Source organism: Streptomyces sp. NBC_00341, from assembly GCF_041435055.1.
Taxonomy (GTDB): Bacteria; Actinomycetota; Actinomycetes; order Streptomycetales; family Streptomycetaceae; genus Streptomyces.
On sequence record NZ_CP108002.1, the window covers coordinates 2,178,564 to 2,202,725 of the forward strand.

General features: G+C 72.2%; 23 protein-coding genes and 1 riboswitch. Of the genes, 6 read left to right on the forward strand and 17 right to left on the reverse strand.

The annotated features are described in order from the left end of the window. Positions 1 to 82: 82 nt before the first annotated feature. From OG892_RS09690 to OG892_RS09700, 3 genes are read right to left on the reverse strand one after another with little or no spacing between them, the layout of a single operon-like run. Positions 83 to 775, reverse strand: coding sequence for a response regulator transcription factor (locus tag OG892_RS09690; protein WP_073735562.1), 693 nt, complete (start codon positions 773 to 775; stop codon positions 83 to 85). Further along, complete coding sequence (gene macS / locus OG892_RS09695) at positions 772 to 1,998, reverse strand: MacS family sensor histidine kinase (RefSeq protein WP_371628919.1); 1,227 nt, start codon at positions 1,996 to 1,998, stop codon at positions 772 to 774. Before macS ends, OG892_RS09690 begins: the two co-directional genes overlap by 4 nt. A 36-nt stretch (positions 1,999 to 2,034) precedes the next feature. Continuing rightward, positions 2,035 to 2,799, reverse strand: a complete 765-nt coding sequence (locus tag OG892_RS09700) for a 1-acyl-sn-glycerol-3-phosphate acyltransferase (RefSeq protein WP_199884397.1) — start codon at positions 2,797 to 2,799, stop codon at positions 2,035 to 2,037. A 195-nt stretch (positions 2,800 to 2,994) separates the two neighbouring features. Here OG892_RS09700 and OG892_RS09705 point away from each other — a divergent pair, with 195 nt between their 5' ends. Then, positions 2,995 to 3,774, forward strand: coding sequence for a carboxylesterase (locus OG892_RS09705; RefSeq protein WP_073735565.1), 780 nt, complete (start codon positions 2,995 to 2,997; stop codon positions 3,772 to 3,774). Beyond that, positions 3,767 to 4,444 carry a hypothetical protein gene (locus OG892_RS09710; protein ID WP_073735566.1) on the forward strand — a complete coding sequence of 226 codons (678 nt, stop codon included), beginning with the start codon at positions 3,767 to 3,769 and terminating at the stop codon, positions 4,442 to 4,444. Before OG892_RS09705 ends, OG892_RS09710 begins: the two co-directional genes overlap by 8 nt. 532 nt (positions 4,445 to 4,976) lie before the next feature. Here the strand turns inward: OG892_RS09710 and OG892_RS09715 are convergent. The 6 genes from OG892_RS09715 to OG892_RS09740 form a co-directional block, all read right to left on the reverse strand. Then, the gene (locus tag OG892_RS09715) at positions 4,977 to 5,738 is read right to left on the reverse strand and encodes an endonuclease/exonuclease/phosphatase family protein (protein WP_371628920.1); all 762 of its coding nucleotides are present in this window, start codon (positions 5,736 to 5,738) and stop codon (positions 4,977 to 4,979) included. A gap of 79 nt (positions 5,739 to 5,817) precedes the next feature. Further along, on the reverse strand, positions 5,818 to 6,759 hold the full coding sequence (locus OG892_RS09720) for an ROK family glucokinase (protein WP_073735568.1): 942 nt from the start codon (positions 6,757 to 6,759) through the stop codon (positions 5,818 to 5,820). A 73-nt stretch (positions 6,760 to 6,832) separates the two neighbouring features. Then, positions 6,833 to 7,291: a DUF5304 domain-containing protein gene (locus OG892_RS09725; protein ID WP_327336495.1), complete on the reverse strand. Its 459-nt coding sequence runs from the start codon at positions 7,289 to 7,291 to the stop codon at positions 6,833 to 6,835. A gap of 83 nt (positions 7,292 to 7,374) precedes the next feature. Beyond that, complete coding sequence (locus OG892_RS09730) at positions 7,375 to 8,595, reverse strand: ArsA family ATPase (protein ID WP_371628921.1); 1,221 nt, start codon at positions 8,593 to 8,595, stop codon at positions 7,375 to 7,377. A gap of 4 nt (positions 8,596 to 8,599) precedes the next feature. Continuing rightward, on the reverse strand, positions 8,600 to 9,049 hold the full coding sequence (locus tag OG892_RS09735; RefSeq protein WP_073735571.1) for an SRPBCC family protein: 450 nt from the start codon (positions 9,047 to 9,049) through the stop codon (positions 8,600 to 8,602). 117 nt (positions 9,050 to 9,166) lie between these two features. Next, on the reverse strand, positions 9,167 to 9,973 hold the full coding sequence (locus OG892_RS09740; RefSeq protein ID WP_073735657.1) for a metallophosphoesterase: 807 nt from the start codon (positions 9,971 to 9,973) through the stop codon (positions 9,167 to 9,169). A 279-nt stretch (positions 9,974 to 10,252) separates the two neighbouring features. On the opposite strand from OG892_RS09740, the gene OG892_RS09745 reads away from it, so the two are divergent. Beyond that, entirely contained in the window at positions 10,253 to 12,052 is a 1,800-nt protein-coding gene (locus tag OG892_RS09745) for an AMP-dependent synthetase/ligase (protein ID WP_328867345.1), read from the forward strand. Positions 12,053 to 12,101: 49 nt separating this feature from the next. Here the strand turns inward: OG892_RS09745 and OG892_RS09750 are convergent, their stop codons facing one another. Beyond that, positions 12,102 to 13,244 (reverse strand): glycosyltransferase family 4 protein, encoded by a 1,143-nt coding sequence (locus tag OG892_RS09750; RefSeq protein WP_371628922.1) that lies wholly within the window; start codon positions 13,242 to 13,244, stop codon positions 12,102 to 12,104. Positions 13,245 to 13,344: 100 nt separating this feature from the next. On the opposite strand from OG892_RS09750, the gene OG892_RS09755 reads away from it, so the two are divergent. Beyond that, positions 13,345 to 14,577: a glycosyltransferase family 87 protein gene (locus OG892_RS09755; protein WP_328867343.1), complete on the forward strand. Its 1,233-nt coding sequence runs from the start codon at positions 13,345 to 13,347 to the stop codon at positions 14,575 to 14,577. Here OG892_RS09755 and OG892_RS09760 read toward each other — a convergent pair. The 5 genes from OG892_RS09760 to OG892_RS09780 all read right to left on the reverse strand — a co-directional run bounded on the left by OG892_RS09760 (position 14,534) and on the right by OG892_RS09780 (position 20,031). Further along, positions 14,534 to 15,787, reverse strand: a complete 1,254-nt coding sequence (locus OG892_RS09760; protein WP_371628923.1) for a hypothetical protein — start codon at positions 15,785 to 15,787, stop codon at positions 14,534 to 14,536. The genes OG892_RS09755 and OG892_RS09760 overlap by 44 nt on opposite strands. A 16-nt stretch (positions 15,788 to 15,803) precedes the next feature. Then, a complete protein-coding gene (locus tag OG892_RS09765; protein ID WP_371628924.1) occupies positions 15,804 to 16,835 on the reverse strand; it encodes an NlpC/P60 family protein in 1,032 nt (343 codons plus the stop codon). A gap of 236 nt (positions 16,836 to 17,071) precedes the next feature. Further along, complete coding sequence (locus OG892_RS09770; RefSeq protein ID WP_073735577.1) at positions 17,072 to 18,097, reverse strand: C40 family peptidase; 1,026 nt, start codon at positions 18,095 to 18,097, stop codon at positions 17,072 to 17,074. 292 nt (positions 18,098 to 18,389) lie between these two features. Next, positions 18,390 to 19,751, reverse strand: a complete 1,362-nt coding sequence (locus tag OG892_RS09775; protein WP_371631606.1) for an NYN domain-containing protein — start codon at positions 19,749 to 19,751, stop codon at positions 18,390 to 18,392. A gap of 37 nt (positions 19,752 to 19,788) precedes the next feature. After that, positions 19,789 to 20,031 carry a hypothetical protein gene (locus OG892_RS09780; protein WP_024494175.1) on the reverse strand — a complete coding sequence of 81 codons (243 nt, stop codon included), beginning with the start codon at positions 20,029 to 20,031 and terminating at the stop codon, positions 19,789 to 19,791. A gap of 183 nt (positions 20,032 to 20,214) precedes the next feature. On the opposite strand from OG892_RS09780, the gene OG892_RS09785 reads away from it, so the two are divergent. Both OG892_RS09785 and OG892_RS09790 read left to right on the forward strand, forming a co-directional pair. Next, positions 20,215 to 20,952 (forward strand): rhomboid family intramembrane serine protease, encoded by a 738-nt coding sequence (locus OG892_RS09785; protein ID WP_073735579.1) that lies wholly within the window; start codon positions 20,215 to 20,217, stop codon positions 20,950 to 20,952. Next, a complete protein-coding gene (locus OG892_RS09790) occupies positions 20,949 to 21,230 on the forward strand; it encodes an Lrp/AsnC family transcriptional regulator (RefSeq protein WP_073735580.1) in 282 nt (93 codons plus the stop codon). Before OG892_RS09785 ends, OG892_RS09790 begins: the two co-directional genes overlap by 4 nt. A 62-nt stretch (positions 21,231 to 21,292) precedes the next feature. On the opposite strand, the gene OG892_RS09795 is transcribed toward OG892_RS09790, so the two are convergent. Together OG892_RS09795 and trpD are read right to left on the reverse strand one after the other, a co-directional pair. After that, positions 21,293 to 22,708, reverse strand: coding sequence for an aminotransferase class V-fold PLP-dependent enzyme (locus OG892_RS09795; protein ID WP_073735581.1), 1,416 nt, complete (start codon positions 22,706 to 22,708; stop codon positions 21,293 to 21,295). Positions 22,709 to 22,880: 172 nt separating this feature from the next. Beyond that, positions 22,881 to 22,998, reverse strand: a riboswitch (SAM riboswitch). Positions 22,999 to 23,082: 84 nt separating this feature from the next. Next, entirely contained in the window at positions 23,083 to 24,147 is a 1,065-nt protein-coding gene (gene trpD / locus OG892_RS09800; RefSeq protein WP_073735582.1) for an anthranilate phosphoribosyltransferase, read from the reverse strand. Positions 24,148 to 24,162 lie beyond the last annotated feature (15 nt).

Genomic DNA, 24,162 nt, shown 5'->3' on the forward strand with positions numbered 1-24,162 from the left:
ACTCCACTCCAAGCTAAGGTGATCCAGGTCACAACGGCATGGGTCGTACGGTCAATTCCCGTGCAATGTGCAGGCGTTGATCTCAGACGTCGTCGAGGCCGCGCTCGATGGCGTACCGCACCAGCTCCACCCTGTTGTGCAACTGGAGCTTGCCCAGGGTGTTCTGGACGTGGTTCTGGACGGTGCGGTGCGAGATGACCAGCCGCTCCGCGATCTGCTTGTACGAGAGCCCCTTGGCGACCAGCCGCAGCACCTCGGTCTCCCGGTCCGTGAGCTCCGGGGCCTTCGGCTCGTCGGAGGCCGCCGGGGCCGGCTCGGAGGCCAGCCTGCGGTACTCGCCGAGTACGAGACCGGCGAGGCCGGGGGTGAAGACCGGATCGCCGGCCGCGGTGGAGCGGACCGCCTCGGTCAGCTCCTGGGTGCTCGCGGACTTGAGCAGGTAGCCGGTGGCGCCCGACTTGACCGCCTCCAGCACATCGGCGTGCTCGCCGCTCGCGGAGAGCACCAGGACCCGCAGCCCGGGGTGCGCGCCGACGAGCTCCTTGCAGACCTGGACGCCCGGCATCCCGGGCAGGTTGAGGTCGAGGACCAGGACGTCGGGGGTGACGGCACCGGCCCGGCGGACCGCCTGGGGGCCGTCGCCCGCGGTCGCCACCACGTCGAACCCGGACTCCGCGAGGTCGCGGGCGACCGCGTCGCGCCACATCGGGTGGTCGTCGACCACCATCACCCTGATCGCCCGCTGCGGGGCACCTGCTTCATGTGCTGCGTTCATCGGACCGAACCCGCCTTCCCCCGTGAAACCTTCGGAACCTTCAACTCGACCTCGGTGCCCTGGCCGGGCACCGAGATCAGCTCTGCCGTACCGCCGAGCTCCCGCAGTCTGCCGCGTATCGACAGGGCCACCCCGAGCCGCCCCTCGCCCTCGGCCTGGGCGAGCCGCCCGTCCGGGATGCCCGGCCCGTCGTCCCGGACCGTGACGATCACCTCGTCCGGCCAGTCCTCGACCAGGATCCAGGCCTGGGCGCCCTCCCCCGCGTGCACCCGGACGTTGTCCAGGGCGGCGCTGACCGCGGCCGCCAGCTCCATCGCCGCCGGGGGCGGGAGCAGCACCGGGGCGCCGGGCTCCGCGAAGCTGATCCTGGATCCGGCGTGCGGGGCGAGCAGGGCGCGCAGATCGGTCTCGCCGGGTGCGCCGGGCTCTTCGTCGTCCGCCTCGACGGTACGCACCACGGCGCCCTCGGCCGCGTCCTCCGACACCCGGGTGGGCGGCACCAGGCCGCTGGAGACCAGGGTGCGCAGGGCGACCTCCTGTTCCCCGGCCATCCGGCCCAGCTCCGCGGCCTCGCCGCCGAGCGCCGTACCCCGTCGCTGCACCATCGCCAGGACCTGGAGGACGCTGTCGTGGATGTCGCGGGCCAGGCGTTCCCGCTCCCGGGTGGCGGCCTCGATCTCCAGGGCGCGGGCGAGGGTGCGCTCACTGGCGCGGGCCACCTCGACGACGTAACCGATCGCGATGGAGGCGACCCAGACCAGCAGAACGTTGTGCAGGGTGTCGCGGCTGGGTTCGGCGCGCTCGACGAGGTTGGCGGCGGCGACGAAGGTGGAGGCGAAGGCCGCCCACCGCCAGCCGCCCTTGATCGCGAAGGCCAGCACGGAGCCCGCGGTCCAGATGGACGGCAGGGTCGGGCCGTCCATGTGCTGGGCCTGGAAGTCGGCGAGCGGGGTCAGCAGGATGCCGGCGAGGGCGAGCGCGAGATCGGTACCGAGGAAGCGCTTGGTGCAGGCCACCGCACCGGAGACCTTCGGCAGGGTGGCGAGCGTCCAGACGGCCATGACCGTCAGGAAGGCGACGGCCACCCAGGGCCGTTCGTACTTGTCGCGTCCGAAGACGGCGAGCAGGATCGCGTAGAGCATCGTCAGAATGCGGTAGGCGGTCAGGGCACGCCACAGCGGCTGCTCGACCGACATCCGCACGACCCGCACGCGCTTGGCCATCTTCTTCTCCCCCGCCCCCGACCGACCGGTGCCCGATCAGGCGCCGCCGCGGTCCTCTTCCGTACCCGGGCCGGAACCGGACGCGGTCCGCTTGGCGGCCTCCGCCTGCCGCTTCGCCTCGTCCGCGAGCTGCCGCTTGGCGGCGGTCGCGTAGATGTCCACGTACTCCTGCCCGGAGAGCCTCATGATCTCGTACATCACCTCGTCGGTGACCGAGCGCAGGATGAAGCGGTCGCCCTCCATGCCGTGATAGCGGCTGAAGTCGAGCGGCTTGCCGATCCTGATCCCCGGACGCATCAGCTTGGGCATCACCTGGCCGGGCGGCTGGATCTTCTCCGTGTCGATCATCGCGACGGGGATGACCGGCGCCCCGGTCGCGAGCGCCACCCGGGCGAGCCCGCCGGGCTTGCCCCGGTAGAGGCGGCCGTCGGGCGAGCGGGTGCCCTCCGGGTAGATACCGAAGAGGCCGCCGCTCTCGATCACCTCGATGCCGGCCTTGATCGCCGCCTCGCCGGCGCCCCGGGCGCCGGAGCGGTCCACCGGGAGCTGGCCGACGCCCTTGAAGAAGGCGGCCGTCAGCTTGCCCTTGACGCCCGGCGCGGTGAAGTACTCCGCCTTGGCGATGAAGGTGACCTTCCGGTCCAGGACGGCGGGCAGGAAGAAGGAGTCGGAGAACGACAGATGGTTGCTCGCGAGGATCGCCGGTCCCTGCGCGGGGATGTTCTCCAGGCCCTCCACCCACGGCCTGAAGGCGAGCTTCAGAGACCCGCCGATGGAGAACTTCATAGCGCCGTAGATCAACTCGGGTGCCTCCTGTGTGCTGTCCGACAGACCCTAACCCGTCGGGCCTCCCCTGCTCCTGCCCGGCATGGCACGGGGTACCCGGCCCGTGCCGGTGACGGCCCTGGTCGGTGTCGGTCCGGTCGCGTACGGTGAAGTAATCCTCTGCACTCCCCCCTTTCGCTCCCCTCCGAGCCTCACGAACAGGAGACCCCGGTGCCGGTCCTCCCTGGAGCCGAGCCGTTCCGCCACGAGGGCGGAGAGGTCGGCGTCCTCCTCTGTCACGGATTCACCGGTTCCCCGCAGTCGCTGCGCCCCTGGGCCGAGTACCTGGCGGAACGCGGGCTGACGGTCTCGCTGCCGCTGCTCCCCGGACACGGCACCCGCTGGCAGGACATGCAGGTGACCGGCTGGCAGGACTGGTACGCGGAGGTGGACCGGGAGCTGCGGTCACTGCTGGAGCGGTGCTCCCGGGTCTTCGTCTTCGGGCTCTCCATGGGCGGCGCCCTCGCGCTGCGGCTCGCGGCGAAGCACGGCGACGCGGTCCGGGGTCTGGTGCTCGTCAACCCGGGCAACAAGGTGCACGGTCTCGCGGCGCACGCGCTGCCGGTCGTCCGCCATCTGGTGCCGACGACGAAGGGACTGGTCAACGACATCGCCCTGGGGAGCTCCGAGGAGATCGGCTACAACCGGGTGCCGCTGCACGCGGCCCACTCGCTGCGGAAGTTCTTCCGGCTGGTCGACGCGGAGCTGCCCCAGGTGACCCAGCCGCTGCTGCTCCTGCACAGCCCGCAGGACCACGTGGTGCCGCCCGCCGACTCGGCCCGGATCCTGAGCCGGGTCTCTTCGAGGGACGTCGAGGAGATCCTCCTGGAACAGAGCTACCACGTGGCGACGTTGGACCACGATGCGGAGCGGATCTTCGACGAGAGCTACTCGTTCATCGGCCGCCTCGCTCCGAGCGTCGGGAAGAAGGGGAGCACGTCCGGTGGCTGAGCACAACGCGGATCGCGCGGGCGGCGAGGAGGAGCGCGAGCCGCTCCCCGCCGAGGGAGCGGCCGTCCCCGATGACGGCGGCGCACCACCGCCGGAGGCCCCGGGCGCGGACCGGGGCGGCGACGGGGAGCGCCCGGTGGACGAGGACGCGGTCTGGGAGGCGATCGTCGCGGGGTACGGCGACGAGCCGCCGGACCCGCCGGGCGCCAGGCCGTTCCGGTCCATCGAGGACGTGGCGCTGCTGGAGGACGGTCCGCTGACCGCCCTGGACCCGGACAAGGGCATCGGCAAGCGCCCGCCCAAACCGCCGGAGAAGCCGCTCGGCAGCTCGGTGGTGTTCGCCCCCGGTGTCGGCGCGGGCCCGCGCGACTACGAGCCGGCGGAGCCTGCCGCGGGTGACACGGACGACGACGACAGCGGCGAGGGGCACTTCGTACCGCCGGAGCCGCCGCCGCTGCCGGAGGCCGATGTCACGGCGAAGTTCGCCTGGCTGGCTGTCATCGGCGGTCCGGTCCTGCTGCTGCTCGCGGTGCTGCTGCGCTGGGAGATGACCTGGTGGCTGACGACGGTCTGCGTCGGCGGTTTCCTGGGCGGCTTCGTGACGCTGGTGGCGCGGATGGAGCACGACGACGAGGACGGCGACGACCCCGGCCGCGGCGCGGTGGTCTGAGCGGGTCCCCTGCGGGGTGCGGCGCCCGCTCGGAGTGGTTGCCCCTTTCCGGGGCGCGGGGTTCCGTCCTCAATCGCCGGACGGGCTTGGGTGGCGCGGGTGCTCCGCGTGCGGGGCCGCCTGCCCCGGTGGTGGGGGTCCGGGGTCCCTCCGGGGCGTCTCCTCAAACGACGAACGTTCGGCGGGTACGCAAACGAACCCGGGTATCCGTTCGTCGTTCTGCGGGGACTCCCCTGCACGCCCCCGAACCCGCCCGTCGCGCGTCTGCGACAGTCGTATCGCCGGTGTGCAGACGCGAGTGATGCAGGGGTGGGGACGTGCAGGGGAGTCCCCGCAGGAAATGGCGTACGACCCGGGTCCCTCTCGTACCCGGGTGAACACGCCATTTCTGAGGAGACGCCCCGGAGGGGCACCACCCCCCACCCACCGGACCAGGCGCACCCCGCACGCGGAGCACCCGCACTCAAGCCCGTCCGGCGATTGAGGACGGAACCCCGCACCACAGCAACCCGCACCACAGCAACCCCGCACCTCAGGCGCGTCGCACCGTCGGCACCCTCAGCGCTGCCAGCACCGGCAGATGGTCGGTCGCGGCCAGCAGGTCGGCCCCGGAGATCCCGGGCAGTCCCGTCGGGACCCCGCAGCCGAGCACCTCGATGCCGCCGGTCGTGAAGAGCGCGTCGATCCGCCGGCCCGGCCCGTGCGACGGGAAGGTGTGCTCGCCGCCCCGGGGCCGTACCGCCCAGCAGTCCTGGAGCCGGCCGGCCAGCCGCCGGAACGCCGGCCCGCCCGGTGCCTCGTTGAGGTCGCCGCCCACCACGGCGTGCTCCACGCCCATCGCGTCCAGCCGGCCCAGCAGCGCCTCCGCCTGGGCGAGGCGTTCCGTGCGGTCGAGGCTCAGATGGCAGCTCAGCACCCCGATCCTGGCGCCGGCGATCCTGACCACCGCGGTGGCGAAGCCCCTGCGGTGCAGGCCCGGGGTGAGCGGCAGCAGGATGTCCTCGGTGCGTTCCACCGCGACGCGCATCGAGCAGAGCAGCAGCGGTCCGGCCGCGGTGGCTCCGCCGCCGAGGACCACCAGATCACTGGCGCGCGCGAGCCGGGCGGCGGCCTTACGCCAGCGGAAGAAGCGCGGCGCCTCCTGGATGAGGACCAGATCGGGCGCGCAGGCGCGGATGACGCGGACCAGGGCCTCGAAGTCGTCGCGCATCGACCGGATGTTGTAGCTGAGCACTCTGATGACGGCCGAGCCGTCCTGCTCGGTACGGGATTCTGGCAGCGACGTCATGACCATGCCGGTCACGATACGACGGACGCCCGCCGCGCCCCGAGAGGGGCGCGACGGGCGTCCGGTGTGTCCGTGTCCGGTCGGATCAGCCCTGCCGGGCCAGGTCCGCCGCGCCCACCAGACCGGCCTTGCCGCCCAGTTGGGCCGCGAGGACCTGGGCGTGCGGACGCCACTCGCCGCCGATCAGCCAGCGCCGGAACGACTTGCGGATCGGGTCGAGGACGAGCTCGCCCTCGTCCGAGACGCCACCGCCGACGATGAACGCGGACGGGTCGAACAGCGAGGCGAGGTCGGCCAGTCCGGCTCCGGCCCAGCGGGCCAGCTCGCGGAACGAGTCGACGGCCACCGGGCAGCCCTGCCGGGCGGCCTCGCTGATGTGCTTGCCCTCGATGCCCTCGACCGTGCCGTCGCCGAGCGCCAGCAGGATCGTGGCGTTCTCGGGGGTGGCGTTGGCCCGCTGCTTCGCGTACCTGACGAGCGCCCGCCCGGAGGCGTACTGCTCCCAGCAGCCCTGGCTGCCGCAGCCGCAGAGCAGACCGTCCGGGACGACCCGGATGTGGCCGAACTCGGCGGCCACGCCGAAGCGTCCGCGGCGCAGCTTGTTGCCGATGATGATGCCGCCGCCGAGGCCGGTGCCGAGCGTGATGCAGATGACGTCGTCGTGGCCCTGGCCGGCGCCGAAGCGGTATTCGCCCCAGGCCGCCGCGTTGGCGTCGTTCTCCACGACCACCGGGAGGCCGACGCGCTGCTCGACCTTGTCCTTCAACGGCTCGTGCCGCCAGTTGATGTTCGGTGCGAACAGCACCGTGGCACGCTTGTCGTCGACATATCCTGCCGCGCCGATGCCGACCGCCTCGACCGGGTGCCCCTCGCTCGCGCCGGACACCGCCGCCGCGATCGCGTCCACGATGCCTTCGGCCGTCGGCGGGGTCGGCACCTTGAAGGTCGAGAGGATGTGGCCCTCTTCGTCGACCACTCCAGCTGCGATCTTCGTGCCGCCGATATCGACGCCGATGGTGAGTCCCATGAATCCCTCAGTTTCGGTCGAGCCCCGCTGGGGCAACCGTACCCGAGGCCGGGCCCCGTCCTGTCGGCGCCGGTCAGTCCAGGTCGATCTGTTCGCCGGTGTCCGGCCCCTCGTCCCGGGGGTCTGTGGCGTCGTCCGCCTTCTTTTCTGTGCCCGCCGGGTCCCCCGCGCCCTGGGTCCAACGGCGTTCCTGACCCTCGACGGCCGAGCGGTAGGCGGCGAGCAGTTCACCGCCGGCCGCGGCGATGTGGTCGAAAACGTCCGGATTGCGCTCGATGACGGGCTCGACCGCGGACTTCGCCTGCCGGATGACCTGCTGGACCGCGCCCTGGGCCGCCACGCCGAACAGCGGCGACTGGAGGGAGGAGACCTTGTCGGCCACCGCGTCCACCAGCTTGCGCAGCTCCTCTGCGGCGGAGCCGGGCGGCGGACCGTACTCGGCACGGCGGCGGGCCTTCTCGGCGGCGAGGTCCTCGGCGCAGGCCTGGGCCCACGCGTCGTCGTCGGCGGGACGATCGGTGGCTTCGCTCATGGCGGACTCCTGCGACGTGGGTGGCCGGCGGCCCGGCACACGGGACCCGTACCTACGACGTTACCCGAACGGCCGGGAGCCGTTCAGCCCGTCCTGGGCCACAGGTCCGGGTCGGGCGTGAACCGGACCCGCAGCACCCCGTCGGTGAGCGCGGCACCCGAGACGGTGCAGCGACGCAGCGCGGACTCCAGGGGCACGATGCGGTGGAACGGGCCGACGGTGAGCAGGAGTTCGCTGCCGCGGCGGACCAGCTGGAGGTCCTTCTTGACCGCTCCGGGCAGCCGCAGGCACCACACCAGTATCCCGTCCGGGCCGTCCGGCGCCTCGGACTCCTCGATCCACCAGGGATCCTCGGCACGGCCGGCCCCCCGGTCGTCCACGGCCACGGCCGGCGCCGCGTCCCCGCCGGTCAGGGCGACCAGGGCGGTGAAGTCGTCCGGGTCCTGCGGGTCCCGGCCCAGGTGCGGCAGCTCCCGCGGCGGGGCTTCGGCGGCCCACTCCTCGCGCCAGTGGTCGAGGCACTTCTCCTGCTGCGCCGCGAGCGCGGCGAACCAGGGGTCACTGGAGTGCCGGGGCAGTACCCGGTTGGCCACCAGGGCGTCGACGCGCAGCCCCTGCAGGGCGAGTCCGGTACGGGCGGCGCGCAGCGCGTCCTCCGCGGCCGGACCGGGTTCCGCGACCAGCCGGAGGGTGGTGGCACGGTCCTCGATGAGGGCCTGGACCTCCGCGAGTTCGGCGTCGCGCCGGGCGGCGGCCTCGTACAGCCACTGGGCGGGCATGGGCACGCCGGCCAGCTGGGCGAGCATCGGGCGCAGGGCGCGTGCGGCCTGGCGTTCCTGGGGCAGCAGCCGGCGCAGGTAGCGGCGCAGCTGTTCGGGCAGGGCCAGTACGGCGAGGGCCTCGCGCAGCGGCGGCAGGTCGACGACGAGGAGGTCGTAGCCGTCGCGGGACCAGTCGCCACGGGCGGCGCGGCGCAGGCTCTGCAGGAGGGCGAGCTGGCCGCTGCCGGGGAGTTCGGTGAGTTCCTCACCGTCCAGCCGGTTGCCGCCGAGCAGGCCGAGCACTCCGGACAGCTGGTCCTGGAGGGCGAGGAGTTCGGCGCGGAAGTGCTCCGCGGAGTCGGTCCGTACGGACCACAGGGTGTCGGTGACCTGTGCGGGCTCGGTGGCCACGGGGAAGCCGGGTATGTCGTCCGGGGAGATCAGCAGGGTGCGGGCGCCCCGGCGGGAGCCGGCCAGCGCGGTCGCCGCCGCGACGGTGGTACGGCCGGCGCCGCCGGGGCCGGTGACCAGGACCGTACGCACCGGGTCAGGCCTTCGGGACGGACTCGACGCGCTTCTTCAGTCCGGCCAGGGCGCGGTCGATGATGACCTTCTCGGCCTTCCGCTTGATCATGCCGAGCATCGGGATCTTGACGTCGACGGTCAGCCGGTAGGTGACCTCCGTGCGGTCGCCCTCGCCCAGCGGGGCCAGTGCGTAGGAGCCGTCGATGGCGCGCAGCATCTGGGACTTGACCAGGGTCCAGCTGACCTCGTAGTCACCGATCCAGGTGTACGCGAGGGTGTGGTCGTCCTTGATCGCTCCGGCGTCCAGGACGAGGCGGACCTTCTCGGCGCGGCCGCGGTCGTCGGAGGCGAGCACCTCGGCCTCCTTGACCTCGCCGGTCCATTCCGGATAGCGGTCGAAGTCGGCGATCACACCCATGACGTCGGCCGGTGCCGCCTCGATCGTGATCGTCGAGCTGGTGTGTTCAGCCATCGCTGTGGCCCTCCAGTGCGGTGTACCGGTCGGTCGGCAGAGGCCTGCCGCCAGAAGGCTATCGCGTGTGCGCCGCGCCCCGGCCCAGGGCCTGCCGCGATGCCCGGCCGGGTCCGGTCACCATTCCAGCGCCCAGGGCGTGCCGGTCGAGGCGAAGTGGCCGACGTTCACGCACTCGGTGGTGCCGATCCGCATCCGGCGGACCAGGGGCTGGTGGACGTGGCCGAACACGGAGTACCGGGGCCGGGTGCGGCGGATGGCGTCGAGCAGGGCGCGGCTGCCGCGTTCGAACCGGCGCGCCACGGTGTCGTAGGTCAGCTCGGGGACGTCGGGCGGGATGTGGGTGCAGAGCACGTCGACCTCGCCCACCGCCTCGATCTTGGCGGCGTACTCCTCGTCGCTGATCTCGTACGGGGTGCGCATCGGGGTCCGCAGGCCGCCGCCGACGAAGCCGAAGACGCGGCCGCCGATCTCGACGCGCTCGCCGTCCAGGACGGTGGTTCCGGGGCGGGCGTACTCGGGCCACAGGGTGGGGATGTCGACGTTGCCGTAGGTGGCGTACGTCGGGGTGGGCAGCGCGGCGAACATCTCGGCGTACTGCTTGCGCACCGCGGAGACGATCGCGGCGTTGCGGTCCACGCCCGCCCAGAGCTCCCGGCCGAAGTCCCGGGCCTCCTCGAAGCGGCGCTCGGTGCGCAGGGCGACGAGGCGGTCGGCGTTCTCCACGCCGAAGAGTTCCGGGAAGATGCCGCGCGCGTGGTCGGCGTAGTCGAGGAAGAGCACCAGGTCGCCGAGGCAGACGAGGGCGTCGGCGCCGTCCCCCGCACGGGCCAGCGCCTCGGTGTTCCCGTGCACGTCACTGACCACGTGGACGCGGGTGCGCCGCTCGGCGGCGGCCTCCCGGCTGTTCGGTGCTGCTCGCATGATGATCACCCTAGAACCCTCGCCTCCACCTGGGTAGAGGGCACCGGACCTGCGGTTACTTCCAGGGGCCTGTACGGGTGCACTACTGTGCGCGAAAGCCCGACCGATATGTGTGACGCGTAAGACATCTGGCCGGGACCCCCTATCCGGAACCGAGTACTGGTGGGTAACGTCCGGGCAGTCCAGTCGTGCTCACCCCACTGAGCACCCGCCATCTTGGACCGCATCCGGTGCGTCACACAGAGCCGTGGCACCGGAGCCCGATGAGGAGCAGCAGTCTTGCGCGAGTTCAGCCTTCCGGCCCTGTACGAGGTCCCCTCGGACGGCAACCTGACGGATCTCATCCGCCGCAATGCCGCTCAGCATCCCGATGTCGCGGTGATGAGCCGCAAAGTGGCGGGCGTCTGGACGGACGTCACCGCCACCGAGTTCCTGGCCGAGGTCAGAGCCGTCGCCAAGGGGCTGATCGCGGCGGGTGTCGAGCCCGGCGACCGGGTGGCCCTGCTCTCCCGCACCCGTTACGAGTGGGTGCTGGTCGACTTCGCGATCTGGAGCGCGGGCGCGGTCACCGTGCCGGTGTACGAGACCAGTTCCGTCGAGCAGATCCAGTGGATCCTGGGCGACTCCGGCGCCACCCTGTGCGTCGTGGAGTCCGAGGCCCACCAGGCGTCCGTCGTCTCGGTCCAGGAGGGGCTGCCCGGACTGAAGGGCATCTGGCGCATCGACGACGACACGATCCGTCAGATGTCGGCGCTCGGCGAGGCGGAGGTCTCCGACGAGGTCCTCGATCTGCGGATGACGAGCGCCAAGGCCGACGACCCGGCCACCATCGTCTACACCTCCGGCACCACCGGCCGCCCCAAGGGCTGCGTGCTGACCCACCGCAGCTTCTTCGCGGAGTGCGGAAACGTGGTGGAGCGGCTCAAGCCCCTCTTCCGTACCGGCGAGTGTTCGGTGCTCCTCTTCCTGCCCGCGGCGCATGTGTTCGGACGGCTGGTCGAGGTCGCCTCAGTGATGGCCCCGATCAAGCTCGGCTGCGTACCGGACATCAAGAACCTCACCGATGAGCTGGCCGCGTTCCGGCCGACCCTGATCCTCGGGGTGCCGCGGGTCTTCGAGAAGGTCTACAACTCGGCGCGCGCCAAGGCCCAGGCGGACGGCAAGGGCAAGATCTTCGACAAGGCCGCGAACACGGCGATCGCCTACAGCCGGGCGCTGGGCACCCCGCAGGGCCCGCCCATGGGCCTGAAGTTCAAGCACAAGGTGTTCGACCGGCTGGTCTACAGCAAGCTGCGGGCCGTGCTCGGCGGACGCGGCGAGTACGCGATCTCCGGTGGCGCCCCGCTCGGTGAGCGGCTCGGGCACTTCTACCGGGGCATCGGCTTCACCGTCCTGGAGGGCTACGGCCTGACCGAGACGTGCGCGGCCACCGCCTTCAACCCGTGGGACCGCCAGAAGATCGGCACGGTCGGCCAGCCGCTGCCCGGCTCCGTCGTGCGGATCGCGGACGACGGCGAGGTGCTGCTCCACGGCGAGCACCTGTTCTCCGGCTACTGGAACAACGAGACGGCGACGGCGGAGGCGCTGGCCGACGGCTGGTTCCACACCGGCGACATCGGCACCCTCGACGAGGACGGCTACCTCGCGATCACCGGCCGCAAGAAGGAGATCATCGTCACGGCCGGCGGCAAGAACGTCGCGCCCGCCGTCATCGAGGACCGCATCCGTGGGCACGCCCTGGTGGCGGAGTGCATGGTGGTCGGCGACGGGCGCCCGTTCGTGGGCGCGCTGGTGACGCTGGACGAGGAGTTCCTCGGGCACTGGGCGGAGGAGCACGGCAAGCCCGTCGGCTCCACCGCGCTCTCGCTGCGCGAGGACCCGGAGCTGCTGGCCGAGGTGCAGCGCGCGATCGACGACGGCAACGCCGCGGTGTCCAAGGCCGAGTCCGTACGCAAGTTCCGCATCCTGGCCGCCCAGTTCACCGAGGAGGCGGGCCACATCACGCCGTCGCTGAAGCTGAAGCGCAATGTGGTGGCGAAGGACTTCGCGGACGAGGTCGAGTCGATCTACCGCAGCTGATCCGGACGTACGGGGGAGGGGCTCCGGCTCACCGGGGCCCCTCCCCCGTTCACAGCAGCGTCCTGAGCTTCTGGGCCAGCAGGTCCCAGCGCCACTTCTCCTCGACCCAGGCCCGGCCCCGCTCCCCCATCCGCCGGCGCAGCTCCGCGTCACCGAGCAGCGCGACGATCCGCTCCGCCGACTCCTCGGCGGAGCCGCCGCGCACCACCCACCCCGTCTCGCCGTCGAGCACCGCGTCGGGGGCGCCGCCCGAGTCGCCCGCCACCACCGGCAGCCCGGTCGCGGACGCCTCCAGGTAGACGATGCCGAGGCCCTCCACGTCCAGGCCGCCGCGCCGGGTGCGGCACGGCATCGCGAAGACGTCACCGGCCCCGTAGTGCGCGGGCAGCTCCGCCCAGGGCACGGGGCCGGTGAACCGCACCGAATCCTGCACCCCGGTCTCCGCGGCCAGCTTCTTCAGCTCGTCCGCGTACGGTCCGCCGCCGACGATCAGCAGCACGGCGTCGGGCACCTCGGCCAGGATCGCGGGCATCGCGAGGATCAGGGTGTCCTGGCCCTTGCGGGGCACCAGCCGGGACACGCAGACGACGACCGGCCGGTCCGTGAGCCCGAGCCGGGCCCGGACCAGATCGCCGCCCGAGTCCGGGTGGAAGGTCTTCTCGTCCACGCCGGGCGGCAGCTGGACCATGCGCTCCGCGGCCGCCGGGGTCAGCGCGGCGGCGATCCGGGAGCGGGTGTACTCGCCGAGGTAGGTGATCGTGTCCGTACCCTCGCCGATCCGCCGCAGCAGCTGCCGGGAGGCGGGCAGCTGGGCCCAGCCGGCCTCGTGCCCGTGCGTGGTGGCGACCAGCCGGCGGGCACCGGCCCGGCGCAGCGCGGGTGCCATCAGCCCGAGCGGGGCGGCGGCGCCGAACCAGACGGACGAGCAGCCGTGGGTGCGCAGCAGCTGGACGGCGCGGCGGGTCACCCTCGGGGTCGGCAGCAGCATCGTCGTACGGTCGCGGACCACGGTGAAGGGCTGCTCCGCGTCGAAGGCGGCGGTGGCCTCGGCACCCTCGGGGCCGCGCTTCCAGGTGGAGGCGTAGACGACGATCCGGTCCGGGTCCAGCCGGAGCGCCATGTTGTGCAGGAACGCCTGGATGCCACCGGGGCGGGGCGGGAAGTCGTTGGTCACGATCAGGGTCTTGTCCATCGCCGCCGACAGTACCGGGCGGCCCCGCCTCGTGGCTCTCGCACGGACGGGGCGGGCATCATGTCCTGTCGTACGACCGACGGACGGACGAGGGCGGGACATGACGGGTTCGAGCAGCGCACGACCGGCCTTCGTGGTGTGGGCCCTCAGCAGGGCCCTGCTGCTGCTGTGCGTCATCAAGGTGATCACGCTGCCGGGTCCCGACGTGACGAGCGACGTGTCTGTGATCTACCACGGCTGGTACGACGTGCTGAGCTCGGGCAGCTACCCGCAGTCCGACGTCACGTGGCAGTACCCGCCCCTCGCGGCGCTCGCGATCCTCTCCCCCGCCCTGCTGCCGTTCCTGGACTACGCCTCGGCCTTCTTCGTGCTGGCGTTCCTCTGCGACGCGCTGGTGCTCGGTCTGCTGCTGTACGCGGGCCGGGGCGCGGCCCGGCGGACGGCCGGGGCGTGGGTGTGGGTGGCGGGCGTGCCGCTGCTGGGGACGACGGCGTACGCCCGGTACGACGTGATGGTGACGGCCGTCGCGGTGGCGGCGCTGCTGGCGGGGGTGCGGCATCCGAAGGTGCTGGGGGCGCTGGCGGCGTTCGGGGCGCTGCTGAAGGTGTGGCCTGCGCTGGTGCTGGCCGGTACGGCCCGGGGGCGGCAGACGCGGCTGGCGTGGGCGACGGCGGCCGGGGTGGCGGTGGTGCTGCTGGTGGTGTGCGCGGTGGCGGCGCCCGGCGCGCTGGCCTTCCTCGGCTTCCAGCGCGACCGGGGCACAGAGGTCGAGTCGCTGGGTGCGCTGGTCTTCCACGTGGCGCGGCAGTTCGGCTGGCAGGGCCGGGTGGAGCTGCACTACGGCTCACTGGAGTTCCTGGGCCCGCACGTGCCGCTGGTGAGTACGCTCGCGCTGGGGCTGAGCGTGCTGGCGTTCGGCTGGCTGCTGGTGTGGCGGCTGAAGGCGCGCACGTTCGGTGTGAGTACGCCGGCGGACGCGGCGTTCACCGCGGTGCTGCTGTTCACCACCACGAGCCGGGTGATCAGCCCGCAGTACATGCTGTGGCTGGTCGGTCTGGCGGCGGTCTGCCTGGTCTTCCGGGAGAGCCGGATGGCGCTGCCCGCCTGTCTGGTGCTGGTGGCGACGGGCGTCACCCAGCTGGAGTTCCCGCTCGGGTTCGTCCATGTGGTCACGAGCGACGCGACGGGCGTGCTCCTGATGTTCGTACGCAACGGGCTGCTGGTCGCCGCGACGCTGATCGCGGGCGGGCGGCTCTGGCGGGACACGGTGACGCGGCCGGCCCCCGAGGTCAGCCCAGCCGGTCGCGCACGTACTCCCGCCAGCGCGCCGTGAAGTCCTGCGGAGTGGTCCCGAGCACCTCGTGCAGGGCCTGCTCCACCGCCCCGTCCCGCCCTGAGTGCCCCCCGACGGCCCGGTAGAAGGCGAACAGCTTCTCCTCGCCCCAGCGCTCCGCGATGAGCTCGCAGGCCAGCCAGCCGCCCTCGTACGCCCTCGCCAGCCGGTCCGGGTCCTCGGTGAAGCCGAAGTCGCCGTCGGTGGGCAGGGCGGCGGGCGGCTCACCGCTCCGGACGGCGTCCGCCAGCTCGGGCGCGACCTCGGCGGCGGTGCGCTCCCCGTCCCGGTAGGCGGCCCAGTCCGCGAAGCCCTCGGAGAGCCAGGTGGGGGTGGCGGACGAGGTGCGGGTGCGGGTGGCGACGTGGGTGGTCTCGTGGGTGAGGACGACGCGCTGCCCGAAGCCGCCGAGCAGCGCGTACGCCTGCGGGTTGACGATGACCCGGTCGGCGGGCGCGGTGCCGGAGCCGCCGGTCTCTCCGGTGGTGACGGCCGCTATGCCCCGGTAGTTCGCGGCGGGCGAGCCGAGCAGCTCGCCCATGTCCTGCACGGTGTCCGGGACCAGCACCACCACTCGCCCGGCCCACTTCTCCGGCCAGGCCCCGGAGACGGCGGGCACCGCCCGGTCCGCGGTGTCCGCGATCCCGGTCAGCTCCTCGCGGGGGCGGCCGACGCCCAGCACCAGGCTGTGCTCGCCGCGCACCACCTCGACGTCGCCCTGCTGCCAGAGCTGCCGCCCGCCGCCCCGCGCCGGGCGGTCCGCGGTGAGGTACCAGCGGCCGTCCGCCTCGTCCCGTTCGAGGTCGAGGACCCGGTCCACGGAGACCGGCGCACTGTCGTAGCCCTTGATCCGGTAGCCGAGCCGGACGTCGGCGGTGGCCCGGTCCGCGCCGTGCGGCGAGATGTCCGTCAGCCGGTACGTCCAGGAGCCGATCGGCATGTCCGCGAGGTGGTCGAGCTCCTTGCGCTGCGCGGCCCGCAGGTCGGTGGCGTCCCGGGCGACGACCGAGACGTAGGCGTCCGCGTCGTGGTGCATGACCGCGGCGGCCCGGCGGTCAAGGGTGGCGCGGATATCGGCGGCCGCGGTGTCCGGGAGGTCTGCGGCCGGGGCCGAGCAGGCGGCGGCGCACAGCAGCGCGGCGAGCACGGCGCCCGCCGCGCGCCGTCGTCCGCCGCGCACCCGTTCCGCGGTACGCCCCTGATCAGCCACATGACCGAGAGTACGGTCAGACCCGGGTCACTGAGGAGACGGGCATCATGCCGACCGGGTCGTAGCGGACCGGGGCGCCGGGGTACGGGGCGTGGATGACCTGGCCGTTTCCCACGTACATCCCGATATGGCTCGCGTCCGCGCGGTAGGCGACCAGGTCACCGGGGCGGGCTTCGGAGAGCGGCACCTGATGGCCGGCGTACCGCTGGGCCTGCGAGGTGCGGGGCAGGCTGACCCCGGCCTGCGCGTACGCCCACTGCATCAGACCGGAGCAGTCGAATCCGGAGGGACCGCTCGCGCCCCAGACGTACGGGCGGCCCAGCGCCCGTTGGACGGCCGTGACGGCGGCCGCCGCCCGCGCGGAGCCCGCCGGGAGTCCGGCCACCGTCCCGTCCGCGGTGTCCCGGCCGGTGCGCGAGGACCGGTCGAAGGCTGCCCGTTCGGCACCGCGCAGCGTTCCGAGCAGCCGCCTGGCCTCGGCGAGCTTGCGGACGACGGTCCGCTTGTGGCGGCTGAGGGCGGCGCGGTCGCGCTCCAGGCCCGCGAGGGAACGGGCGGCCTCCGCCCGGGTCTGGGCCAGCGACCGCTGGGCCCTGCGGAGTTCGGCCAGGGCGAGCGCCCGGCTGTCGTTGACCATGCCCAGCGCGGCGGCCCGCTCCAGGTAGTTGTCCGGGTCAGAGGAGAGCAGCAGGGCGAGCGAGGGGTCGATGCCGCCGGAGCGGTACTGGGCGCGGGCGGCGGAACCGAGCCCCCTGCGCATCCCGTTGACCCGTTCCTGCCCTCGGGCCGCCCGGTCCTGCGCCCGGCTCACCTCACCGCGCAGCCGCCGGACGTCCTCACCGGCCTTGTTGTACTGCTCGGTGGCCTGCTCGGCCTCGGCGTAGAGGCGGTCGGCCCGGGACCCGGCGGTCTGCGGGGTGTCCCGCGGTTCGGCGTTCGCGGTGGCCGCGCCGAGCGTCGCGGCGGCGGTCGCCGCCGCGGCCGACAGGACAGTGACCCGGGCGCTCCGGCTCTGGCCGGGCTGTGTGGAACGGCGATGGGACACCACAGGACGCCGCACTCCCTTCCGCTGTACGCAGATGTGCGCAGCCCCTGCCGCCCGGCTGGGCGGACCGACACCTGGAGCTGCGCGGCAGCCAGAGAGTAGTCGGACGATCACGGAGCGGACAAAGACCACGCCGGGCGGGCCGGGGCCGCGAACAGCGGCGCCCCGCCGGTGACCTGTGGTCTCCGGCGGGGCGGGCAGTCAGTACGGGGCGCGGGAATTCGCCCGTTCGGGCGTGATCAGATGCGTACGGCGGTCTGGTAGGCGCCGACGGTGTTCATCGACTCGTAGCGGACCACGGCGCCCGGCTTCGGGGCGTGCAGCACGGTGTTGTTGCCCGCGTAGAGGGCCACGTGCGAGGTGTTGCTGAAGAAGACCAGGTCGCCCGGCTTCAGCTGGCTGCGGCCGATCTGCGTGCCCTGGTTGATCTGGGTGTACGTGGTGCGGGTGATCTCGGCACCGGCCTGGTGGTAGGCCCACTGGGTCAGACCCGAGCAGTCGAACGAGCTGGGGCCGGTGCCGCCGGAGACGTACGGCTTGCCCACCTGGGTGGAGGCGGCCTGGAGGGCCGCGCCGCCAAGGGCGGAGGCGGGGACCTCGCTGCCCAGGTCGACCCGGTCACCGGCGGAGCGGCTGGCGCGCAGGTCGTCCTCGCGGATCTTCGCGCGCTCGGCGGCGGTCAGGGTGTTGAGCACCTGCCGGGCCTCGGCGAGCTTGCCCTGCTGCTGCTTCTTCTTCTCACCGAGCGTCTTGCGGACGTCGGCCAGGTCACCGAGCTTGTCCTGGGCCTCCTTGCGCTCCTGCGCGAGGGACCGCTGCTTCTCCTGGATGTTCGTCAGCGCTTCGGTCTGCTTGGCCGTCAACTGGTCCAGCGAGGAGGCCTGGTCCAGGAAGCTGTCCGGGTCGGAGGCGAGGAAGAGCTGCACCGAGGGGTCGATGCCGCCAGAGCGGTACTGCGCGGCAGCGAGCGAACCGAGTCCGCCGCGGAGCGTGTTGAGCTCCTCCTGACCGCGGGCGACCTTGTCCTGAAGCGCGCCGACCTGCTTCTCGAGCTTCTCCTGCTTCTCCTTGGCCCCGCTGTACTGCTCGGTGGCGGCCTCCGCCTCGTGGTAGAGCTTGTCGACCTTCGCCTTGACCTCGCTCTTGGTCGGCTTGGGGTCGGCGTGAGCGGCCTGGGAGGTGAGGGCCACGGCCGCGGCGGCGGTCGCGGTGAGCACGGTCACACGGGCGCGGCTCGGGTTCTTGGGACGGCGGTGGGACGCCACGAAGGCGAGCTCCTTCTTCCGTGAGCCGCCTACCGGGCTGTGGGGGACGTCATCCCCGGCTCCGCAAGGATCACGGACTCGGCGGTTCCTTCACTGCCACCCCGGATGGGTGATCAACCGCGCGAAGGTTCGAGGCCCGACCATAGTGACCATCCTGTGATCAGTTCAAATCCTCGCAGGAAAAATCTCGTCACACTGGGTACTTCTTTACCCACACCGCACTGCGTGTAGCGGTGAATTGACGGCCCGTTCCGTAATTTACGGCAACCATCAACAAGCCGGGCAAGATTCGTCAAACGCGCGAAAGCCGCTTCAGGAGCAAGACGGACGCGACGGGTCTGGCTCCCGCCTTCGCCACTCCGTCGGCCACTTCGCGGTCGGTGGAGACCACCACGACGGGCCGCCCGGACGGTTCGGCACGCGCGAGCTGACGGATCAGCTCGTCCGCGGTGACACCGGCCTTGCTGAACAGCACCCGCACTCCGCGGGGCGGTGCGAGCAGCACCGGAGCGGCCAGCTCCGCCCCGTCGAAGACGCAGGTCATCTCGGCGCCCGTCTGGGCCGCGAGCATCGACAGACCGCCCAGCAGCCGCAGTCGCTGCTTCTCCAGCGGCAGCTGCGGGTAGCCGGTCTTGGTGACGTTGTAGCCGTCCACGATGAGGTGCGCCTGCGGCAGCGCCAGCAGTTGGTCCAGCAGCGCCGGATCGGTGTCGGAAAGGGCTCTGGCGGCAACGTCCTTGGGCGACATCCGGCCGGGCTCGACCGCGTCCACCGTGTCCGCGGGGCGCATCGAGGAGGGCGGCAGCGCCAGTTCGCGCCGCAGTCCGCCGGCCGCTTCGAGCACCGTGTCCAGCAGCAGCCGCAGCCGCATGTCCTCGACCGAGCGCCCCTCACGGGCGGCCCTGCGCCCCGCCTCGACGGACGCCTCCGCCTCACCGAGCCGGGCCCGCAGCCTGCGGGTCTCGCTCTCCGCGGCGGACACCTGGACGGCCGCCTCCGCACGTACGGCGTCGCTCTCGGCCCGGCCCCGGCGCAGGGCCGCCTCCGCGCGCTTCACCTCGTTGGCCGCGCTGCGCAGTTTGCGCTGGAGCGACTCGGCCTCCTTGCGGGCCGCGTCGAGGTCGCCGCGGAGCCGTTCGGTCTCGCTCTTCGTCTGGGCGCGGGCCTGGGCCAGCTCCTCGCGGAGCCGTTCCAGTTCGCGCCGGCTCTCCTCGTCGGCCCGCTCGGCGTCGGCCCGCTGGGCCTCCTCGCCCGCGGCGGCGAGGAGCTTCACCCAGCCGTCCGGGCGCAGCACGTAGGCCGCGGCGGCGACATCCACGGGATCGGCGGCGGCGGGCGGCGAGCCGGCCTCCAGGGCGGCGCTCAGCTCCGGCTGGGTCTCCCGCAGCCGTTCACCGATGCGCCGGCGGAAGGTGGCGTCGCCCGCCAGGGCGGCCGCCATCGCGTTCCCGGCGAACTTGGCACGCCTCGTCGGCGTGAAACGGGCGTACTGTCGGAGCTGAGCGGGGAGTTCGGTGACCGTGAGGCCGCCGAACGCGTCCGAGACCAGCGCGACGACCCGACGCCGTACGCCTTCGGGCAGCGGGCGGTCGAGCATCTCCACGGCATCGTCGGCCGCATCGGCCGACGCGGCGCCGCCAGGGGGCTGCTCCACCATCCGTCACCTCAAACTGTATGTCCGCACGGCCCCGTCAGGAGTCGGCACCCGGCCTGTCGACTAGCTCGATCTGGTCCACCGCGTTGCACCAACGGCAGCGCACCGACTCGATGGTCTCACTGACCACCTCGCGTTCTTCGACGCTCGACTCCCCGGCCAGGTCGAGATGGACGTATTCGACGACCTTGGACGAGCGCGTCACGTCGAATCGCGTGAGGTTTCCGCAGAGCGTGCAGCGCCAGCGGGTCGCCTCGGTCGGCTGGGGAACCGTCGTCATCGTTGCGTCCTCTTTCGTCGGGCCTCGTGCTGCCACATGTCGGGCCTCGTGCTGCCACATAAGGATCTTCGCGGTGCGCCGTCGAACTGCGGATGTCCTGCCGCAACCCTACGGCCTCACCGCATACCACCGGCACGGCGAGGCGCTCTGTCCCGTTCCCTCCGCTTGCGTCATGCTCTGTTCATGATCGATCGGCGGGCTGCGGCCGGCAGACTCCTGCGGGCGGCCACCTCGGGCGGGCCGCCGGTCACCTACGCCCTCATCGCCCTGTGCTGCGTGGTCTTCGCGATCAGCCCGCTCTCCGGGCTCGCCCCGGTGTACGGCAGCGCGGACGCCCTGCTGTCGGCCCAGGCCGGGTACTTCGAGCACTGGGGCGTGATCCCGAGCGAGCTGTGGGACGGCTCCGCACACGCCCTGATCACTCCGCTCACCGCGCTCTTCGTGCACGGCAGCTGGCTGCACCTGCTCGGCAACATACTGTTCCTGTACGTGTTCGGAGCGATGGCCGAGGAGCGCATGGGCCACACCGAGTTCGCGTTCTTCTACCTCGGCTGCGGCTACCTCGCGCTGCTCGCCTACGCGGCCGCGCACGCCACCTCGGACCAGACGCTCGTCGGCGCCTCGGGGGCGATCTCGGCGGTGCTGGGCGCCTTCCTCTATCTCTTCCCCCGGGCCAGGGTCACCAGCGTGTTCCCGTTCCTGCTCTTCCTCCCGCTGCGTTTCCCCGCCTGGATCGTGCTGATCTTCTGGTTCGTGCTCCAGTGGCTGGCCGCGGAGGGCGCGGGCAGCGGCCCCGGCGTGGCCTATCTCGCCCATGTGGTCGGCTTCGCGGTCGGCTTCCTCTACGCCTGGGGGCGCTACCGGGGTAACGCTAGAGTGAGATCTCCAGCCACGGCCACCGAGGGAGAAAGCCAGCCGTGATCACCGCGATCGTGCTCATCAAAACCAGCGTGGACCGGATTCCCGAGATCGCCGAGGCCGTCGCGGCACTGGACAGCGTCAGCGAGGTCTTCTCGGTCACCGGTACGTACGACCTGATCGCCATGGTCCGGGTGGCCAAGCACGACGATCTCGCCGACGTCATCCCCGGCCGGATCAGCAAGATCCCCGGCGTCGAGGCGACCGACACCCACGTGGCGTTCCGTACGTACTCGCAGCACGACCTGGAGGCGGCCTTCGCCATCGGCCTGGACGGCTGACCACGCACATACGTTCGGCCGGGTACGGAAGGCATTCCGTACCCGGCCGAACGCGTTGAGGCTCAGTGCTGGGCGGTGCCCCGGTCCGGGACGCAGCGGCCGTCCTCGGTGCGGTACTTCCACTGGGCGCCCTCGCTCACCAGCTCCTTGACCGCCCGTACGAAGCGCTCGACGTGCTCGTCCGGCGTACCGGCGCCGAAGCTGACCCGGATCGCGTTGAGCGACTTCTCGCCCGGCTCCGCCTCCGGCGCGCCGCACTCGCCGACGTCCTGCGGGTCGCTGCCGAGCAGGGTGCGCACCAGCGGGTGGGCGCAGAACAGACCGTCGCGCACCCCGATGCCGTACTCGGCGGAGAGCGCCGCGGCGAAGTGCGAGCTGTTCCAGCCCTCCACCACGAAGGAGATGACGCCGACGCGGGGGGCGTCGTCACCGAACAGCGAGAGCACCTTGACCTCGGGGACCTCCGCCAGTCCGGCCCGGACCTCGGAGACGAGCTGCTGCTCGCGGGCGACCAGGCTGTCGAACCCGGCCTCGGTGAGCGCCTTGCAGGCGGAGGCGATGGAGTAGACGCCGATGACGTTGGGCGAACCGGCCTCGTGGCGGGCGGCGGTGGTGTGCCACTCGACGTCCACCCCGCCGCCGGTGCGCCGGGCGACCTTGCGGGAGGCACCGCCGCCGGCCAGGTAGGGCTCGGCGTCGCGCAGCCAGTCGGAGCGGCCGGCCAGCACGCCGGAGCCGAAGGGCGCGTACAGCTTGTGGCCGGAGAAGGCGACCCAGTCGACGTCCAGTTCGGCGATGTCGACGGGGTGGTGCGGGGCGAGCTGGGCGGCGTCGAGCACGATGCGGGCGCCGTGGGCGTGCGCGGCGGCGGCGAGCTCCTTGACCGGCCACAGCTCACCGGTGACGTTGGAGGCACCGGTGACGCAGACCAGCGCGGGGCCAATGGGGCCTCCCCTGCTCGAACGAAGCTGAGAGCTTGGGGAAGGATCGCGGTCGGCCAGCGCACGCTCCAGGGTGGCGACGGCCTGGGCGGGGGTGCGCGGGGCGTTCAGGTAGGTCACCCGGGCGTCGCGCCAGGGCAGCAGGGACGCGTGGTGCTCGGTCTCGAAGACGAACACCTGGCAGTCGGCGGGCACCGCGGCGGCCAGCAGGTTGAGCGAGTCGGTGGTCGAACGGGTGAAGATCACCTGATCGTCCTCGCGGCAGCCGAGGAACTCCGCGACGGTCACCCGGCTGGACTCGAAGAGGTCCGTGGAGAGCTGCGAGAGGTAGCCGGCACCGCGGTGGACGCTGCCGTAGTACGGCGCGTACGCGGCGACGTCGTCCCACACCCGCTGCAGGGCCGGGGCGCTGGCGGCGTAGTCGAGCGCGGCGTACGTGACCTCACCGCCGGTCACCAGCGGAACCGTCACATCCTTGCCCAGAACGGGCAGCGGGGCACAAATGGACTGGTCGGCGGCAGCGGTGAAGACAGACATGACGAACTCCCGTAACAGGCAGGCGAATTCCGCGTGCCTGCGGATACGCGGCAGCACGGAGGAAGAAAAAAGGGTGTGCGGAGGAGGGCCGAAAAGCCCTATCGCATTCGCTTGCTCACAGAGGCTCCCTGAGGACCAGGACCCCACGGGTGGACATCTCACGACGTCGAGGGGTCCGCGCTTGCCGCAGACCTCGCTGCCTACGGCCTGGTCTTCACCCGGGGCACCCCGCCACGGACGGAGGGTTGCCGGACAGCGGGCCGGGGCCGTAGTCGCTGTCACTCATGACCTGCCCAGCATCTTGCCATACGTGCGGGAACGCGCAAGGCGCAGTCCATGATCTGGACTGCGCCCCGCTCGGCTATTTCGTGCGTTCAGGCGTTGCTGGCCTTGACCCATCTCTCCAGGGCGCGCCCGGCGGACCCGGAGTCGATGGACTCGGCGGCCCTCGCCATACCGGCGGCGAGCTGCTCCTCAAGGGTGCCCTCCCCCGGCTCCAGCGCGACCAGCGCCGCCGCCGCGTTGAGCAGGACGGCGTCCCGTACGGGCCCCGTCTCCCCGGCCAGCAGCCGGCGGGCCACATCGGCGTTGTACGAGGCGTCGGCGCCGCGCAGCGCCTCGACCGGTACCAGGTCCAGGCCGACGTCGCGCGGGTCGAAGGCCTGCTCGCGCACGACGCCGTCGCGGGCCACCCAGACCCGGGAGGTCGCGGTGGTGGTCAGCTCGTCCAGGCCGTCGTCGCCGCGGAAGACCAGCGCGGAGTTGCCGCGCTCCGCGAGGACGCCCGCGACGATGGGCGCCATCCGCAGGTCGGCGACGCCGATGGCCTGGGAGCGCACCTGGGCCGGGTTGGTGAGCGGACCCAGGATGTTGAAGGTGGTCGGCGCGCCGAGCTCCGCCCGCGCCTTCGCCGCGTACCGCAGGGCGGGGTGGAACTTCACCGCGAAGCAGAAGGTGATGCCCGCCTCCTCCGCCACCTCGACGACGCGCTGCGGGGGCAGATCCAGGTTGACGCCGAGCTTGCCCAGTACGTCGGAGGAGCCGCTGGCCGAGGAGGAGGCGCGGTTGCCGTGCTTGACGACCTTGGCGCCCGCACCGGCCAGGACGATCGCGGACATGGTGGAGATGTTGACCGTCTTGGCCATGTCGCCGCCGGTGCCGACGATGTCGACCGTGCGGCCCGGCACGTGGATCGTGGTGGCGTGCTCGTACATCGCACGGACCAGACCGGTGACCTCCATGACCGTCTCGCCCTTGGCGCGCAGGGCCACCGCGAAGCCGGCGATCTGCACGTCGGTCGCCTCGCCGCTCATGATGCGGTCCATCGCCCACGCGGTGTCGTCCGCGCTCAGGTCCTGGCCGCGCATCAGCGGGGTCAGCACGCCGGGCCAGGTACGAGCCGCCACGCTGTCGCCGCCGACCGGGGTCACAACGTTCATGGTCCGCTCCTGGGG